The 17,783-nt window shown below is 56.3% G+C and carries 11 protein-coding genes, 4 pseudogenes and 1 other annotated feature; of the genes and pseudogenes, 4 read left to right on the forward strand and 11 right to left on the reverse strand.

Features of this window, described 5'->3' with window-relative positions:
* The first annotated feature begins 100 nt into the window (after positions 1-100).
* Positions 101-1,492, forward strand: a complete 1,392-nt coding sequence (locus tag RLO149_RS22540) for an AAA family ATPase (protein ID WP_013959933.1) — start codon at positions 101-103, stop codon at positions 1,490-1,492.
* Between the two features lie 126 nt (positions 1,493-1,618).
* Positions 1,619-2,593, forward strand: coding sequence for a ParB/RepB/Spo0J family partition protein (locus RLO149_RS22545; protein WP_013959934.1), 975 nt, complete (start codon positions 1,619-1,621; stop codon positions 2,591-2,593).
* A 287-nt stretch (positions 2,594-2,880) separates the two neighbouring features.
* Here the strand turns inward: RLO149_RS22545 and RLO149_RS22550 are convergent, their stop codons facing one another.
* The 3 genes from RLO149_RS22550 to RLO149_RS22560 all read right to left on the reverse strand — a co-directional run bounded on the left by RLO149_RS22550 (position 2,881) and on the right by RLO149_RS22560 (position 6,329).
* On the reverse strand, positions 2,881-3,579 hold the full coding sequence (locus tag RLO149_RS22550) for a VPLPA-CTERM sorting domain-containing protein (protein WP_013959935.1): 699 nt from the start codon (positions 3,577-3,579) through the stop codon (positions 2,881-2,883).
* 397 nt (positions 3,580-3,976) lie between these two features.
* Entirely contained in the window at positions 3,977-4,567 is a 591-nt protein-coding gene (locus RLO149_RS22555; protein ID WP_013959936.1) for a VPLPA-CTERM sorting domain-containing protein, read from the reverse strand.
* 340 nt (positions 4,568-4,907) lie between these two features.
* Entirely contained in the window at positions 4,908-6,329 is a 1,422-nt protein-coding gene (locus tag RLO149_RS22560; protein ID WP_013959937.1) for a mannose-1-phosphate guanylyltransferase/mannose-6-phosphate isomerase, read from the reverse strand.
* 244 nt (positions 6,330-6,573) lie between these two features.
* Between RLO149_RS22560 and xrtD the strand changes: the two genes are divergently transcribed.
* Positions 6,574-8,178, forward strand: coding sequence for a VPLPA-CTERM-specific exosortase XrtD (gene xrtD / locus RLO149_RS22565; protein ID WP_013959938.1), 1,605 nt, complete (start codon positions 6,574-6,576; stop codon positions 8,176-8,178).
* 363 nt (positions 8,179-8,541) lie between these two features.
* On the opposite strand, the pseudogene RLO149_RS24440 reads toward xrtD, so the two are convergent.
* Both RLO149_RS24440 and RLO149_RS23390 read right to left on the reverse strand, forming a co-directional pair.
* Positions 8,542-9,467, reverse strand: a pseudogene (locus RLO149_RS24440) (IS110 family transposase).
* Positions 9,468-9,621: 154 nt separating this feature from the next.
* Positions 9,622-10,303: pseudogene (locus RLO149_RS23390) on the reverse strand (IS5 family transposase); the annotation flags it as partial.
* A 711-nt stretch (positions 10,304-11,014) separates the two neighbouring features.
* Here RLO149_RS23390 and RLO149_RS22590 point away from each other — a divergent pair.
* Positions 11,015-12,240, forward strand: a pseudogene (locus tag RLO149_RS22590) (IS3 family transposase).
* Positions 11,296-11,412 (forward strand) — a sequence feature (AL1L pseudoknot). Its footprint overlaps the pseudogene before it by 117 nt.
* Before the next feature lie 79 nt (positions 12,241-12,319).
* On the opposite strand, the pseudogene RLO149_RS23485 reads toward RLO149_RS22590, so the two are convergent.
* The 6 genes and pseudogenes from RLO149_RS23485 to rfbC all read right to left on the reverse strand — a co-directional run.
* A pseudogene (locus RLO149_RS23485) lies at positions 12,320-12,737 on the reverse strand (transposase); the annotation flags it as partial.
* 216 nt (positions 12,738-12,953) lie between these two features.
* Complete coding sequence (locus RLO149_RS22600; protein ID WP_013959941.1) at positions 12,954-14,348, reverse strand: phosphomannomutase; 1,395 nt, start codon at positions 14,346-14,348, stop codon at positions 12,954-12,956.
* Positions 14,345-15,235, reverse strand: a complete 891-nt coding sequence (rfbA, locus tag RLO149_RS22605) for a glucose-1-phosphate thymidylyltransferase RfbA (RefSeq protein ID WP_013959942.1) — start codon at positions 15,233-15,235, stop codon at positions 14,345-14,347. Before rfbA ends, RLO149_RS22600 begins: the two co-directional genes overlap by 4 nt.
* A 13-nt stretch (positions 15,236-15,248) precedes the next feature.
* A complete protein-coding gene (rfbD, locus tag RLO149_RS22610) occupies positions 15,249-16,094 on the reverse strand; it encodes a dTDP-4-dehydrorhamnose reductase (protein ID WP_013959943.1) in 846 nt (281 codons plus the stop codon).
* Entirely contained in the window at positions 16,091-17,167 is a 1,077-nt protein-coding gene (gene rfbB, locus RLO149_RS22615; RefSeq protein ID WP_044025838.1) for a dTDP-glucose 4,6-dehydratase, read from the reverse strand. The genes rfbD and rfbB overlap by 4 nt, the downstream gene beginning before the upstream one ends.
* 4 nt (positions 17,168-17,171) lie before the next feature.
* Positions 17,172-17,735 (reverse strand): dTDP-4-dehydrorhamnose 3,5-epimerase, encoded by a 564-nt coding sequence (gene rfbC / locus RLO149_RS22620; RefSeq protein ID WP_013959945.1) that lies wholly within the window; start codon positions 17,733-17,735, stop codon positions 17,172-17,174.
* Positions 17,736-17,783 lie beyond the last annotated feature (48 nt).

Consider the following 17,783-nt stretch of genomic DNA (forward strand, 5'->3'; position numbering starts at 1 on the left):
AGAAAAACAGTGTGAAGTAACAACCCTCTTCTCATGTACTCCCTTTTATGGCATCTTGGGGAAAACGCGTTACAAGCGTTAGCCCCGAGGATCAGAGCAGATGACCGATAGCCCCCCCTATTTCAATATATCCCCCGACAAGGCACGTGCGGAACTCCCCCCACCCATGGACACAACCGCCCTGTTGGGCATCGCTCAGGCCTGCAACCAAGGGCGCAACGATCTGGCAGGCCGTGGTCTGGATGAAAGCGGGGCCCGGCATCTGCGCTCTTTTTCCACATGGGAGATCACCAAATACCTGATCCCTGTCGCGCCTGCGCATTTCCGCCGCGTGCTGCGTCAGAACCCCGACCTGCCGCAGGGTATTTCCGAGACCGAGGGCGGCGCCAAGTGGTTCACCCTCGACGAAGTGCTGCGCCTGCGGGCACATTTCGGGCAAGAAGGCTCCAAAGCCAAGGAATACCTGCCCTACCGTCCCAAGGGGTTGCCTGCGAAAATCGTCGCTGTGGCCAATTTCAAGGGCGGGGTCGGCAAAACCTCCACCTGCGCGCATCTGGCGATGTCTGCGGCGCTGGATGGCTACAAGGTGCTGGTGGTCGATCTGGACAGCCAGGGGTCCATGTCGTCGATCTTTGGGGCGCAGGTTGACGACGAATGGCAAACCGTATTCCCGCTGCTGGCCAAGCACTATGCCACCCATCTGCGGGCAGAAAACCAGCGCCGACTGGATCGCGGTGAGGCCCCCCTGCCCTTTGATGACATCCTATCTGAGGCGCTCAAGATCACGCCCGGTGATATCATCCAGAAAACGCACTGGCCCAATATTGATCTGATCGGCGCACAGCTGAATCTCTATTGGTCCGAATTTCAGATCCCCGTCTGGCGCATGGCCGCACGGTCGTGGAAGCTGTGGGACGCTTTGGGCGATGCGCTGGCCGAAAGCGCGGTGCTGGAGGAGTATGATCTCATTTTCCTCGATACCCCCCCTGCCCTCGGCTACCTCACCATCAACGGGCTGTCGGCAGCCGATATCCTGCTGGTGCCTGTCGGGGCCTCTTTCGTGGAATTTGACAGCACGGGGCGGTTTTTCGACATGCTGCATGCGACGTTTTCCTCGATTGAGGAGGGCGAGAATATGGCCGCCCGTGCCTTGGGCCGCGAGGAACTCGCCTTTGAATGGGACGCGGTGCAAACCGTGATCACCCGCTTTGATGCCTCTCAGCAAAGCGAAATGGCCAGCCTGATGCAAAGCTACATGGGGCGCACGCTCTCGCCCTTCCGGCAGGATTTCACAGCGCTGATCGGGCAGGCAGGGGAAAGCGTCAACGGTATCTACGAGGCCGATTACCGTGATTTCAACCGCGATACCTATGCGCGGGGGCGGGCGACCTTTGATGAAACCTATGCTGCCTTTAAGCGATTGCTTTATGGAATCTGGCGACGGGATGAGTTGGCGCAGGCGGCCGGGGCCACAGAGACGGCCGCGGAATGACGTTTCGCATGCGAAAGTGCCAAATGCCCCGTGTTAGAGCCTATATCAGTCTCTGCGCACGCCGGATCAACCGGGCAGTAAGCCACCCTGCCCCATCCTGCCTGCTGTTCTGCGAAAGGAAATCTCATGGCCAAGCGTAAACGTCTCAGCCCCGCCGCCTTGACAGAGGCCCCGCCGGAAACGAAAGCCGCCCTGGGGTGGATGGGGCATGGCACCAGACGACCCCCGATTGCCGATGTCACGGGCGATGCCGCCGAGCAATCCGCCTTCGAGGAGGTCGCAGGTGAATTGCGCCGTGCCCGTACCGAGGGGCGGATGGTGCTGTCCCTGCCGCTTGAGGACATCGACGCCACGCATTTGGTGCGCGACCGCGTGGTTCTCGATGCGGAAGAGATGGCGGTGCTCAAGGACAGCCTGCGCGCCCGCGGCCAGCAAACGCCGATCGAGGTGCTTGATCTGGGGCAGGGGCGCTATGGGTTGATCTCAGGCTGGCGGCGCCTCACGGCATTGCAGGCCCTTTTGCAGGAGACCGAAGAGGATCGTTTCAGAACGATCAATGCTCTGTTGCGCACACCACAGGATGTTGGCGCCTCTTATCTGGCGATGGTGGAGGAAAATGAAATCCGCGCGGATCTGAGCTTTTATGAACGTGCCCGTATCGCGGTGCAAGCGGCCCGCGCAGGTGTCTTTTCAGACATACATACCGCTGTACAGAGCCTGTTTTCCGCCGCGCGCGCACCGAAACGATCCAAGATCATGGCGTTCACGCATCTGGTGGAAAAGCTGGACGCAGACCTGCGGTTTCCCGCGGCTATCCCCGAAAAGGTTGGCCTCGCGCTGGTGTCCGCGTTGCAGACAGACAAGCGCTTTGGTGCTCGCCTGACAAAAGCGCTGCGCGCAGCCGACCCGCAGCACGCCACAGCCGAGCGTAAGGTGCTGGATGCAGCCCTGAAGACGCGCACAGCGACACCGCCAAAACCGGCCGAGCAAATCCTGCCAGGCGTGACGTTGGAAGCGGGCAGGGGGCGGATTACCCTGTCCGGGGTGAATGTAGATGCAACGCTTGAAGCAGATCTGCGCCGCTGGTTGGCCGCGCGGTGAGGTGCGGTTCTACTCCAGCAGTGGCAGCGGTGAGATAGTTTCGCATGCGAAAATTGCCATGGCAGAGATAATGTGATGAAACTGTTTATGCTGACTCTTTTGGTGGTGGGCCTACGATAATGTAGCCTGTTCATGAAATCACTTAAGCCATTTCTTACATTTATTTTTCTGCTATAAGTGTCGGCATACCGGGAGAGTTATATTTTGTGGATGATTAGGCTTCGCCATCAACTAAAAAGGGCACCCGATCAAGGTGCCCTGTTCGAATTCAGCTAAATGTCGGTACTTCAGGACTTGCGACCAAAGCCGCGCATCGCGCTCAGACCACCAAGACCGCCCATCAGCAGGAGCGCGGAGGCAGGCAGTGGCACGGGAGCGATTTCTATCAGCTGCAGATCCCATGTGCCGACTTCATGGGTGCTTCGGTCGGCTGTTGTCACGAACTGACCTAAAATCGGATCGACGGAGAAAAACAGGCCGTCTCCGGTCAACTCTCCAAGGTCAATTGAGCCAGAGGTTCTGACGGGGTTGTCTTTTGGTCCGGTGGTGAAATCGTAACTGCTCCCGCCGACGATGGTGTTCCCCGAAAGCGTATCGCCCACGACGATCTGACCATCAAAGTTCGGGTTTGTCCGGGCATATTTGACCTGCCAGTTAAACGTGACCTTGAACGCTTTGCTGCCCAGATTCATGGTCCAGTTATCAACAAATCGCAGTGCGCTCGAGCTGCTGTTGTCGCGGTGGGCAACACCGCCCCAGATGGTGGCATCACCGTCGAGACTGATCTTTACCTTGTTGAAATTCGTTCCGAAGTCACCAAGATTGTGATCGGCAGGGCAAGTACCGTCGATCGGGGGCACACCCCCTTCACAGATATTTCCTGATATTGCATTCGTCGCGCCCGATGTCATGGTCGCTGCACTAGCTGCAGTGAAACTTCCACCGACAGCGAATGTCGCTGCCATCAGAATTGCCGTCAGCTTCATATTCGTACTCCTTGAGATGTCGGGCAGCTTTTCGCCGCGACAAAAACTGGTAATCAGGCGCGCGAATAACGCGAATGCCTGAGTGTATTTATACGGATAAGTTTGAGGAATGACAAAGTCTCAGCGGCGCGTTAACCAAAAAATAAGACCACCTACGGCGATTTAGTTTCCCGTTTGGTCCGTTCCGGTTCGGCAAATACTCGCCATGCGAGCACCGCTGCGATTTTTCACTTTTATCGTTTTCTTTGGCGCAAGGTGATTCGTTTGAGCGATATCCGCAAAAAGGGCGCGTATGCAGAAGCATGATACAAGGCCGCGAGGCGCCCTCTTAATTATGCCACCAGAAAGAAAAAAGGCGCCCAAGAGGCGCCCTTTCAAAGTCAGATAACGGAGTGATTCACGACTTGCGGCCAAAGCCGCGCATCGCGCCCAAGCCACCGATACCGGCGATCAGCAAAAGCGCGGATGCGGGCAACGGAACCTGAGACAACTCCAGGTCCCAAGTGGCAACTTCGTCAGGATTAGGGCCGAAGCTACCTGCAATCGGGTTAAGTACGAATGTGACAACGCCCGTCAGTGTACCAATATCGATTGATCCGTTTGCAGGGGGTGTTGTGAAAGTGAATGGTGCTCCGCCGACTGTCAGGACTGCATCAAAATTTGCCGATGTCGCCTGATAGTTGAACGTACCGGAATAAAACGTTGACCCAAAGTCCATGGTCCAGCTGTCAAAGAAGGTCGTATTTGTACGGTGCGCAACGCCGCCCCAAATCCTGGTGTCGCCTACGACTTCAAGTGTGGGGTCGTCTACGGTTGAGTTGAAGTCGCCCAGATTGAAGGCGGAAGGGCACGGTGCACCAACCGCAGGAGCAACGCCGCCTTCGCAGACGTTGCCGGACACGTTGGATACGATCGTCGCAGCACTTGCGCCAGTCAGCATAGCGCCAAGCGCAAAGGTCGCCGTCAAAAGCATTTTCGTGAAATTCATTTTACTCTCCTCATATTGCCATACTGCTCACGGGCAGCGGCCAAACTCATAGAACGACCTAGTCACAATCGACCTAGCCATCAATAAACACCTATTTTTTATATTAGTTTTAACACGATTGCAAAGTATTCTGGCGGATAACGTCTTGGAAAACGCGAAATATGCCCAGAGCAAGGGCACGTTGTTAGGGAGAGCGTGCAAGAAGTGGTCGGCGAATTCCCGCCATACGAGAAACGATAAAAAATATCTCTTTTTGTGGGTTCGAGACTCGGAGGTGATTCGTTTATGACTCTCGCGGTTCAAAACTTTTGCAGGGCTCTGGTGGTCATACGCGCGGACCTCAGTCGCGCGCGTAGACGTCCTCGTAGCGGATGATGTCGTCTTCACCCAGATAGCTGCCGGTCTGCACTTCGATCAAGACCATGGGCACTTTGCCGGGGTTTTCCATGCGGTGCGTGGCCCCCAGCGGGATGTAGACGGATTGGTTCTCACTGACGAGTTTCACCGTCTCGTCCACTGTGACGCGTGCCGTGCCCTCCACCACGATCCAATGTTCAGACCGGTGGTGATGGCTTTGCAGCGACAGGGCGGCGCCGGGATGCACATGGATGCGCTTGACCTGAAAGCGCTGGCCGATCACGAGGCTTTCGAACCAGCCCCAGGGGCGGTGATCTTTGGGGAAGGATTCAGCCTGCAGGGCGGATTTTTCCTTCAGCGCGGCCACGGCCAGTTTCACGTCCTGCGCGCGGGATTTATCCGCCACCAGCACCGCGTCGGGCATGGCCACGACGATGGTGTTTTCCAGCCCGATGCCTACAACCTCGAGCGCAGCACTTTCCGAGCGCAGCAGCGTGTCGTGGCAGTCGATGGCGGTGGCATTCTCTGAGGTGGCAACGCCTTCGGCATCCGGTCCGGTTTCGGCCCAGACCGCGTCCCAGCCGCCCAGATCAGACCAGCCTGCTGAAAACGGCACGACGCTGAGGTTGTCGGCCTTTTCCATGACCGCATAATCGATGGAGATATCTTCGGCGCGGGCCCAGTTGTCCGGGTCCAGCCGCAGGAACCCCAGATCTGCCTTGGCTTGCGCATAGGCACTGGAAACAGGCTCTAACAAAGCGGTTGCGTGGGCTTTGAAGGCGGCAATGATATCGCTGGCGCGGAACAGGAAGATGCCGGCATTCCACATGAAATGCGCATCTTTCAACATCGCCTCGGCCCGGGTCTGGTCGGGTTTTTCGACAAAGCGTTTCAGCGGCGCGGGGGTCGTACCCTTAGGGGGGTCCACCAGTTCCAGATAGCCATAGCCCGTTTCGGCCTGCGTCGGCGTGATGCCAAAGGTCACCAGTTGCCCGGCCTGCGCGGCTGTAACCCCGGCGTTGACCGCTGCACTGAACGCCTGCGCATCGGGGATCACATGGTCAGACGGGGCCACTAGCATCAGCCCGTCGGGATCGCTTGCGGCGATATGACAGGCGGCGGCCAGTACGGCGGGGGCAGTGTTGCGCCCCGCAGGTTCGATCAGGATCGCGCCGGGGTCGACGCCGATGCCCTGCAATTGCTCAGTCACGATAAAGCGGAAATCAGAGGCCGTGACCACCACGGGGGGCGCATAGGCTGCACCCGAAAGTCGGCGGGCAGAGGCCTGAAACAGGGTCTCATCCCCCAGCAGGTTTGCGAATTGCTTGGGGTAGGATTTGCGCGACAAAGGCCATAGCCGCGTACCGGAGCCGCCGCATAACAAAACAGGGGTGATCATGTTCATGGGGGCGCTCCTTACTGCAACTGCTGACTGCTTTTCAGGTTTCAAAGCCCGGTTCAAGACGTTAGCCGGACGGCCGTCCGGGATCTCCAAAGCAATTAACCCGGTTTTAGAGGGTCATTCGTTAAAGAGTTCCCATCAACATCATATTTTCGTCAGGCGGGGTATGATACTATGGAAATGAGCGCAAAAACCTGCCATTGCGGTGCCATTAAGTGCCAGTAGTTGGGTGTGTGGGAGTATTTTTATGTCGGCCTCTGATTTTCAGACCTCGGTGCGGGGTGGTTTTGCTGCATTCCTGAGTTGGGGTGTTTTCTGGCTGCTGGTGGCCGTGATTGGGGCAGGGGTGTTCTTTGCCGACGGGATCAGCGCCCTGCTGGAGGCCTGGCAACTGCCAGAATACAGCCACGGCCCGCTCATTCCGGTGCTGTCTGCATTCCTGTTTCTCAAGCAGTTGAAAAACTACCCGATCAACCCGGATATTTACCGCAACCGCTGGCCCGGTGTGGCGCTGGTGACGCTGTCGCTGGTGATGGCAGGCTTTGGTATTCTGGCGGGCATAGGGGATATTGTCGCCTATGGGCTTATTCTGTGGATCGGAGGCGTCTTGCTGGTGAGCTGGGGCTGGGACACAGGTAAACATTTCTGGCCCGGGGTCGTGCATCTGGTCTATATGCTGCCGCTTCCCGCTTTGGTTTACTATAAAACAACGACCTATCTGCAGTTTGTCTCGTCTGAACTGGGCGTGTGGTTCCTGCGCCTGTTTGACGTGCCGGTATTTCTGGACGGCAACATCATCGATCTGGGCATCCTCAAGCTGCATGTGGCAGAGGCTTGTTCGGGTCTGCGCTATATGTTCCCGATCATGAGTTTTTCGTATATTTTTGCCACGCTCTACAAGGGACCCAACTGGCACAAGGTCGTCCTGCTGCTGGCGGCTGTTCCGATTGCGATCTTCATGAATTCGGTGCGTATCGCGGTAGCGGGCGTGATCGTACAGTATTACGGGGTGGAGTGGCTGGATGGTTTTACGCATTTCTTCGAAGGCTGGGTAATCTTTCTGGCCTGTATCCTTATTCTCTTTGGTCTAGCTTGGCTGATGCTGTTTTTACATCCTCAGCGGCCGACCCTGGTAGACGCGCTTGATCTGGACACCGCCGGTTTGGGTGCTCAGCTCTCCCGTCTTCAGTACATCCAGCCGTCCAAGGCGCTGATTACCGTGAGTGTACTGATGCTCGGGGCAGTCATGGCGCTGCAGGCTATTCCGGACCGTGAGAACGTCACCCCGGACCGCGACAGCTTTGCGCTTTTCCCCCGAGCGCTGGGGGAATGGCGACAGCAGGGTCCGCGCCAGTTTCTCACCCCGGATATTCAGGCAACGCTGGCAGCGGATGATTATCATCAGGTGACCCTCACCAAGGCAGGTGACACACACAGTGTCGGCTTGTTCATGGCCTGGTACGAAGACCAGATCAAAGGCGGTGTACACAGCCCCGAAATCTGTCTGCCTGGCGCGGGATGGGAAATCGCCTGGCTGGAGCGTAGTGACCTCTCCGAAGTGATGCAGTCTGACGTGCCGTTTCGGATTAATCGCGCCATCATCCAAAAAGGTGAGACGCGTATGATGGTCTATTATTGGTTCCAGCAGCAGGACCGCCGTATCGCATGGGATTTCGCGGCGAAATACTGGCTGATGATCGATGGGATCACCACGGGCCGGACCGATGGGGCGCTGGTCCGATTGACCACTCTTATGGACCCGCGGGAAGAGGATGACATCGCCGAAGCGCGGTTGCTTGAGGTGCTGAAAGAGATACAGGATCCGCTCAAGCGGTTTATTCCCGCGAGGTGAGCTGCGTCAGCGTGACGCCGGTACCATGAGCGCAAAGTGCATTGCAGCTGCGCACGGATGATGGTTCGCCGGAACAGGTGTTGTCGCCCTCAATGCTCCGTGTGTGGACGCCCCTATGAATGCAAGCGCTTTTTGGACCGTTTGGGCATGTGATCAGGTGTGGTCGTGTGTCCGGCCTCGAAGTTGCGGCCTTTCATGCGCTGCGGGCCTGTATGGAGATATGCAGATCGGGTTCAGTTCGTTTACCCGCGGTCGATGGCGCATCGTCCGGAATAATGGTTTTCCCGATCTGGCCTCTTGATCGTTTGCCCTTACGTTTTTCCGTCCTGCTCACATTCGCGGCGACATCCCGGCGATCTTAACCTATGCGATCGCCATCGCCGGATCTCTGTAGTCTTCACCGTTGCGCATTAGCGCCCATGTCGTGTGAGCCATGCGGTTGGCCAGCGCTATCGCAACCAGCATCTTCGGCTTGCGCTCCAGCATCCGCGCAAGCCAAGACTCTTCAGGGGCACCTTTGCGTGAAGCCCACCTAACCACTGCAACAGCGCCGACGATCAGCAACCTTCGGATATCACGCTGGCCCATCTTTGATGTCCGGCCAAGGCGCTCTTTGCCGCCCCTCGAATGCTGTCTCGGCGTAAGACCAACCTAGGCTGCGAAGTCGCGCACCTTCGAGAAGGTCTCCATCGTCGGTGCTTTCACGTCTGCGCAGTTCAGCATCCAAATCCGCAGCCTTTTCGCTCAAACCTGCGATTTGATCCAGAAGCGATCGCGCGAGATACCGCACCGCCGAAGGCAACGCGCCATCGTCGCCATCGACAAATGCAGCGAGGCGGCCGACATGGGCAGGACCGACGGGCGCGACAATGCCCTGTTCGGCCAAATGCGCCCGCAAGGCGTTAATCGTCTGGGTGCGCTGCCGAACAAGGAGATCGCGGGTGCGCTTCGCTCTTCACTGCAACAAACAGCATGGTCGGACGGAACGCTGCTTCTGCGATCGCCTCCGCATCGGCCATGTCATTATTTTGACGCTTCACAAAAGGTTTGACGTAAGCAGGCGGGATCAACCTAGCTTCATGACTGAGATCGCCGATCGCCCATCCCCAGTAATAGGCACTCGCACAGGCCTCCATTGCCACCACGCATGGCGGCTGCTCGCTCAGAAATTTTAACAGCTGGGCACGTGACAATTTGCGCCGGAACACAACCGATCCATCGGCGCTGGAAGCATGCGCTTAAAATATGTTCTTGGCCAAATCCAGGCCGATAAAGCTAACCTTGTTCATGAACTTTCTCCTCGTAGAAGGTTTCAACACCCATTACATTGGCATATTAGATGTCGCCCCGGGGGCGTTCATCCCATCGCTTACTTATGAGTTGAAAACCGCGCCAAATTTCCTCACCCTGACCGCGCAGAAATCTATCCGACGGTACCGACTGGGCAGCGGACTCATAAAACTCGATCCACAGCCTGACCGAGGCGAGTTTGATCATCGACAGGAAGTTTCGTGATGTCTTCTCATATCGGGTTGCGATGCGGCGGAACGAGGATTTGAGCTTCTTCCAAAGAAGCGCTCGGTCTTGTTGCGCTCGCGGTAGATTTCAGCGTCGAATTCGGCGGGTAATTTGCAGTTGGATTTTGGCGGAATCACGTCGATCGCACCCTGTTCCCAGATCAATCCCCTGATCCAGTCTGCGTCATATGCTTTGTCTGCCAGCACATGTTGGTCAGGTTGTAGGTTGTTCAGTAGCGTTTCGCACGGTGGCGCGTCATGGGCCTCGCCGGGTGTCAATTCATACCGGATCGGCAACCCGTCCTGATTGGTAAGCGCATGAATTTTTGTCCCTAACCCGCCTCGAGAGCGACCTAAGCACCGGCGCGGGTCTTTTTTGGAGCGTGGTCGCAGAATAATGGGCACGCACCGTCGTTCCATCCACCATGACCATATCCACGTTATCAGCGCCGGCGCCGGCTTCCATGATGCGGTCCCAGTGGCCTGCATAGCTCCAACGGTTGAAACGGTTATAGATGGTCATCGACCTGCTTTTTGCCGCGTGTCTCATTGGGTAGGACCGCCTTGATGAATTCCCACTCAAGATTGCTCATGTCTGACCGTGCCATTTTTCCGCTCCCGCTTATTGCCATGCGGGAATTGAATCACAAGCCTTTGCCAAAAAGAAGAAATCAATGGGTGTGCTGCCTAGTTCGCGTCGGTCAGCTCGATTGAAATGGGGAAATTCTTCAGGTAGGTAACCCTCGACGCGCTTCGTCAAAGCCGAGGCACGAAAGCGGACGTTCGTGCGAACTACAGCACCCATCAATAAGGGCTATTTTGTTGAAAGACTCCAATTTTTTCGAAAGCCGGTTAAAAAACAGCCATAGAAAGATAGTCGGAAATTTTAACCAGAGGGTCGGCTAAATCCTCGCTTTGGCGACGTGAAGCGCTCTCATGGTCTCTTCTGCGCAAACCGGCTCAACTATTCAGATGCACCGGTTTCTGGCGAAAAATTGAGGCAGCAGGCTTTTCGAGTTTTTAACAAAATCGGCTCAGAGCCAGCATACGCCGCGCTTTCGACGAACGGCGGCTTTAACCTTTACGTAGGATTCTCCCCCCTTCGGTATTCGACGCCCTAAAGGTGGCAGCAATTGTAATGGCTAACAAGATGGCGCCAGATTTGGGCAAGCGGGCATTTGGAGCTGCATATGGCGGCTTTCACGCGCGGACAGGGTTCGATGGCACGTCGAATTTCAACATATAGAAAACGTGAAATTGTGAGAGTGAACCGCGCCGGGTTTGCCGGAGGCTCCAACTCATGAGTAGGATGGAGCATCATGAACAACACATCGAACAAATATTCCCCAGAAGTGCGCGAACGAGCCGTACGGATGGTTTTGGACAATCAAGGTCAGCATGACAGTCGCTGGTCTGCGATCCTGTCAATTTCTGCGAAGATCGGCTGTGCGCCTCAAACGCTGAACGAATGGGTCAAGAAGGGTGAGGTTGATACCGGCCAGCGCGGGGGTATCACGATCCAGATGGCCGAGAAGATGAAGGCCCTTGAACGCGAGAACCGCGAGTTGAAACAAGCCAATGAGATCCTTCGCAAAGCCTCTGCGTATTTTGCCCAGGCGGAGCTCGACCGCCCGTTCAAGAAATGATCCGCTTCATCAACGATCACCGTGCGGACCATGGGGTCGAGCCGATTTGCAGGGTTCTGCCGATTGCCCCAGCCACTTTCTATGATCATTTGGCCAAGCAGGCTGATCCGTCGCGTCTGTCGGATCGTGCCAAACGTGATGAGCAACTCAAGCCCGAGATTGAGCGGGTCTTTGAGGAAAACCTCAAGGTCTATGGTGTGCGCAAAATATGGCACCAGATGCGCAGAGAAGGCTTTGACATTGCACGCTGCACGGTGGCCCGCCTGATGAAAAACATTGGTATCGAAGGCGTCATTCGTGGCAAGAAGCCACGAACAACCGTACCTGACAAGGCGCTGCCCTGCCCATTGGACCGCGTGAACCGTCAGTTCCATGCGCCTGCGCCAAACGTACTCTGGGTGAGTGATTTCACCTACGTCGCAACTTGGTAAGGGTTCGTATATGTGGCCTTTGTCATCGATATCTTTGCACAGCGCATCGTCGGTTGGCGCGCGAGCCGCACAGCAAACGCTGGCTTTGTTCTCGACGCACTTGAACAGGCCATTCATCAACGCAGGCCAGCACAGGACCAACTTATGCATCACTCGGACCGTGGCTCGCAATATCTGTCGATCAAGTACACCGAACGGCTGGCCGAAGCCAAAATAGCGCCTTCTGTTGGCAGTGTTGGAGATTCCTATGACAACGCCCTGGCGGAGACGATCAATGGCCTGTTCAAAGCCGAGGTCATTCACAGGCGCGGACCATGGCGCAGCTTTGAAGCCGTCGAATATGCCACCCTCGAATGGGTCGACTGGTTCAACAATCGCCGCCTGCTGGAGCCTATCGGGAACATCCCACCAGCCGAAGCAGAGGCAAACTTTTATGCAGCTCTGGAAAGATCAGACATGGCCGCGTAACTAAGACAAATCAGCCTCCGGCAAACCCGGCGCGATTCAGAGGAAGGAAAAGACCTATCAAAAGAAAGTATAGCTGCGATCAGGCGTTCTTCGTCAGAACGCCCACATGGTAAGCGTCGCTGTGTTGATCGATGCTGGCCCAGCACGCGGCACACACGACGCTCGGAAACCTTCATTTTGCAGCGCACATGATCAATGCAGGCCCGCCTACGCGAAAGGCTCAGAAGTTTCCCAATGAGGCCTCCTTCAAGATCAACTTGTCCAATTTCAGGTCAGAAACCGCACGCCTAAGGTGCTCGTTTTCTTTCTGTAGCCGCTTCAGTTCCTTGAGTTGTTCCGTGCCCATTCCGCCATACTTCTTCTTCTAGCGGTAATAGGTTTGTTCAGTCACGCTGATGACGGATCGCATCGATTCTTGGTATGCCTTGCACCATCAGAACTTCAACCTGCCGTAACTTCACGACAGTCTCTTCCGGCTTGGGTCTCTTAATGACCACTTCAAAGGGGGAAGCTCGGTGTCCCATACGCCTATTTAACTACAACGAAGTTCTTGATGGCATTCAGCTTGCATTCACTCCATGACCTACCTGATATTGAGCAACCTCAAGATGTAGGCTTGAGTCCCATGTCGACTTGAACCAATCGCGAATGGAAACATCATGAGCCCCGAAGGCCAAGGTATGCCCGTGCCTTGTGTTGAGTGTGAATGTACCTTAGCAAGGCCGATCACGGTATTTACAGTGCTTTTTAAGAAGCTTGAGCGCTTCGCTACACAAAGCGTAAGCGCTTGCGTGGCTCTTTGTCTCCAGATATAGGCGAAGCTCTGGTGCATTTTTCGAAGAGCGGATATGGATCACATCCCCGTCTGTAAGAATCATGCGTACTCCATCCATCAGGTCCAGCCTGAGTTCCTCTTTGCCCAATGAGTTTAGAAACGCGGCACGCGCAGCGGGGTATTTTTGCCATTGCTCGATCAGTCTCTTGCTTTTGTCTGGGTCCAGGCCTTGAAGGCGGTCTGCTATCGTAACGACAGGCGGCTCCTGGCTGACGCGAGCGGCAATGCTTTTGCGTCCCGCATAAAGCGTCATGACGATGGGCAGTGTGCAGTCGCGTGTTAACAGTGCGGGGATCGGGCCTGTCGGCCCCATGGCGTCAAACCCCAGCAGGAAACCTCCATTTGCTTCATAGCCCACAATGCGGCCCTGCGCATTTTCCATGGCAGCGATGACGAAAGGCGATCCGATACGTGTCAGGTGTACTGCATCAAAGCCCTTCTGCGTCACTCCGCTGTTGGAGGAGATCGGGGTGGCGATAACCTCGGCCCCCAGCGCCTCTGCGGTGATCTGGCCCAGGATGTCGCCAGGTACGATGCGTCCGGTCTCATCTGCTAGTAGGGGGCGGTCAGAATCCCCGTCGGTAGAAATCAGCGCATTAAGACCATGACCTTTGACCCACATTTTTATCTGCGCACGCACTTCTGGATCCACGGCTTCGGTATCGACCGGAATAAAATCATCAGAGCGGCCAAGCTCGATGACCTCGGCCCCGAGTTCCGTTATGATCTGTATCAGCGCGTCGCGCCCCACGGCACTGTGGGTATAGACGCCGATGCGTTGACCGCTCAACGCCTTTGGTCCGAAGGCATCAATGTAGCGCGAGACATAGGCCTGCAAGGCGCTGCTGTCTGTACTGAGTGGGCCGCCGGGAGTACCCTGTGGCGAGGGTACATCCGGCAGATGCTGCATGATTGTCTCCTCATCCGCTTTGGTGATTTCGCCTGTGACAGTATAGAATTTTAGCCCGTTTCGGTCTGCCGGGATATGGCTGCCGGTGACCATCACCGCCCCGCCGCCGGCTGTTTGTGCGGCTAAGGCAAGGGCGGGTGTGGGCAGCGTACCACAATCAATGACACGAACGCCACTCGCGCGGGCCGCTTCGATCACATTATTCGCAATCCGTGGCGACGATGGCCGCAGGTCGCGCCCGACGCAAAGAACACTTCTTGTGTCACAGGCCATCAGAAAGGCCTGCACATAAGATGCGATCAGCGTGGGTGTCATGCCCGTGACCAGCCCGCGCAGCCCGCTTGTTCCGAACTTCACTGTCATAACGTGCTTAGGTAAGTACCGTAGGTGTTCTTGGCATATTTGGCTGCCTCGCGGTCAAGGTCCGCTCGAGTGATCCAGCCCAGATCAAAGGCGATCTCCTCGAGGCAACCGATCTGCTGGCCCTGACGCTGTTCGATGGTTCGCACGAAGTTTCCCGCATCAAGAAGGCTGTGGTGGGTTCCAGTGTCAAGCCAGGCATAGCCGCGCCCCATACGCTTAACTGTCAGAGTCTGTTCGTTCAGGTAGAACTCCAGTAGGGTGGTAATTTCGAACTCGCCGCGGGCTGAGGGTTTGACCATGTGCGCCTTTTCTGGCGCTGTCCCATCAACAAAATAGAGTCCCGTGACCGCAAAATTTGAGGGTGGAACCGGGGGTTTTTCGATGATTCCCCTGACGACGCCGTTATCGTCGAAATCCACAACACCGTAGCGTTCGGGATCCGTAACCTGATAGCCAAAGACTGTGGCACCAACGGATTGTGTATCTGCTGCCGCTATTAGTTCGGGGAGCCCGTGCCCAAAGAAGATATTGTCTCCCAATACCAGCGCAGATGGGCTGCCGGCCAGAAACTCTTCGGCGAGAATAAAGGCTTGCGCCAGCCCATCGGGTGAGGGCTGCACAATGTAGGTGAGTGTGATTCCCCATTGAGATCCATCTCCCAGCATACGTTGAAACTGCGCTTGGTCCTGGGGTGTTGTAATCATCGCGATCTCTCGGATTCCCGCCAGCATCAGCACGGACAAGGGATAATAGATCATTGGCTTGTCATAGATCGGCAATAGCTGTTTAGAGACCCCCAGCGTGATAGGGTAGAGCCGCGTACCGGAGCCGCCTGCCAGAATGATGCCTTTGCGCTTCGTCTGGGTGTGATCATTTGGGGGATGCATCGGATGGTTCCTCTCAGGTGTTCAGATCGGCAACGACCTGCGCCAAACCACGGCGCCAGTCGGGGCGCGCTATGCCAAAGGTGGCAGTGGTCATGCGACAATCGAGTCGCGAGTTTGCCGGGCGTTTTGCGCTGGTTGAATAGGCAGTGGTGGGAATGTCGGTCACATCGACTGACAGCCCGCTTTGCGCAAAGATTTCGCGCGCGAAATTGGCCCAACTGACATCCGGAGCCCCGCTGAAATGGTAGGTGCCTGATTTTGTGGGGTCCTCGGTGAGCGCCCGCGCAATGCGCATGCAGGCCGCTGCAATATCGCGTGCGGGTGTAGGCCCACCAATCTGATCCGCTACGATATTCAGCGCGTCCCGCTCTGCCCCGAGACGAAGCATTGTTTTCACAAAGTTGGTTCCATGGGCCGAAAATACCCAGGCCGTCCGCAGGATAGCATGTGTCCCGCCAGTGGCAGTTATACCCTTTTCTCCACCCAACTTGCTGGACCCGTAGACCCCTAGAGGACCGGTGGCATCATCAGGTTTCCAAGGTGTGGTGCCGGAGCCGTCAAATACGTAATCGGTGGAAATATGTACCAAAGGGATACCTCGCGTCGCTGCTGCTGCGGCCATCGCTGTGGGGGCCATGGCGTTGACGATCATTGCGGTGTCTCGATCCTCTTCGGAGCGGTCCACGGCCGTGTAGGCGGCGGCATTGATCACAACATCCATGTCCGCTTGCGCAATCACCGCCTCGCAGGCTCTAGGATTGGTCAGATCCGCATCTCTGCGCCCAAGACAGGTCACTCCATCAAATTGCGCCAGTTCCGTAGCTAGCTGGCCTGTCTGGCCAAAGACCAGAACCTTCATGCACGCGCTCCTAAGCGCTGGCCCACGCCGTCGCGGTTCTGCAGTGCAGACCACCAGTCCTCGTTGTCGAGATACCACTGCACGGTCCGCTCCAGCCCTTCCGACAGCGTTACCGAAGGCCGCCAGCCCAGTTCCGTGGCGATGCGCGTGGGGTCGATCGCATAGCGTAGGTCATGGCCTGGACGGTCTGTAACAAAAGTAATCTGATCCGCATAGGAGAGCCTATTTTGCTCTGCCGCTTTGTCACCTGAGGGCGTGGTTTTGGGTCGTTTAGTGTCTAGTATGGCGCAGATCATGCGAACTATATCGATATTCTTCGCCTCGTTCTTGCCACCAATGTTATAGCTGCGCCCCACTGTGCCGTTTTGCAGCACAGTCAGCAACGCATCTGCGTGATCCTCCACATAGAGCCAGTCGCGCACGTTCTCGCCTTTGCCGTAGACGGGGATTGGTGCGCCGCGAAGGGCGTTCAGGATCACTACGGGAATTAGTTTTTCCGGAAAATGGTAAGGCCCGTAGTTGTTGGAGCAATTGGTCATGAGGATGGGTAACCCGTAGGTCTCGCCCCAGGCGCACACCAGATGATCGCTCGCGGCCTTTGATGCCGAATAGGGTGAGCGCGGGTCGTAGGGCGTGAGTTCCGTGAACTGTCCGGTCTCGCCCAGCGAACCGAATACCTCATCTGTAGAGATATGATGGAAGCGGAACCCTTGCGGTTTACCCTGCGCTGTCCAATAGGCCCGCGCGGCTTCCAGCAGATGATAGGTGCCGGTGATGTTCGTTTCGATAAAATCGCCTGGCCCGTCGATGGACCTGTCCACATGGCTTTCCGCGGCCAGATGCATCACGGCGTCGGGCTTATGCGTCGTAAATACCCGGTCTAGCGCTGCGCGATCGCGAATATCGGCCTGTTCAAAGACATAGCAGGGGTCATCCGCCACGTGCGCCACATTATCGAGACAGGCCGCATAGGTCAGCGCATCGAAGTTCACGACATGGTGCCCCTGTGCGATGGCCTGTCGTACCACTGCGGAGCCAATGAACCCCGCCCCACCTGTCACCAAGAGTTTTATGGATTCATTCTTCATAGACGAAAGGGCTGTGAAAGTCGGCCAGACTGGGGGCCGTGGCATCTTTTTTCGATAGAATAGGCTCTAAATTGCCCAGACCCCAGTCGATCCCGATTTGGAGGCAATCAAAGCGTATCCCTCGGTCTAAGTCAGGTGCATAGTAATCGGAGCATTTATAAATGATCTCGGTATTGGGCGCCTGTGTCGCGAAGCCATGCAGAAACCCTGCGGGAATCAGAAGCTGTTTGCCATTCTCGAAACTCAACTGTTCGCCTACCCATTGCCCGTATGTCGGCGAGCCGCGCCGGATATCGACGGCGACGTCAAAAAGCACCCCACGCCCGCAGCGCACCAGCTTGGCTTGCGCATGGGGGGGGGACTGAAAATGCAGCCCTCGCACTGTACCTGGCTGCCGTGACATGGAATGATTATCCTGCACCCATTTGAAATCAAAGCCTTGTTCAGCCGCCGCGCGTTGGCTCCAGCTTTCACTGAAAAAACCGCGTGCATCGCTAAATCTATGCGGTGTCAGAACAAAAATACCAGGTAGTTTGGTTTCTTTAATCTTCAACTCTTCATCCTCATTTAACCCAATGCTTGATATATCGTATGCCGTTTT

Origin of the sequence: Roseobacter litoralis Och 149, assembly GCF_000154785.2 — a bacterium.
Classification (GTDB): Bacteria; Pseudomonadota; Alphaproteobacteria; order Rhodobacterales; family Rhodobacteraceae; genus Roseobacter; species Roseobacter litoralis.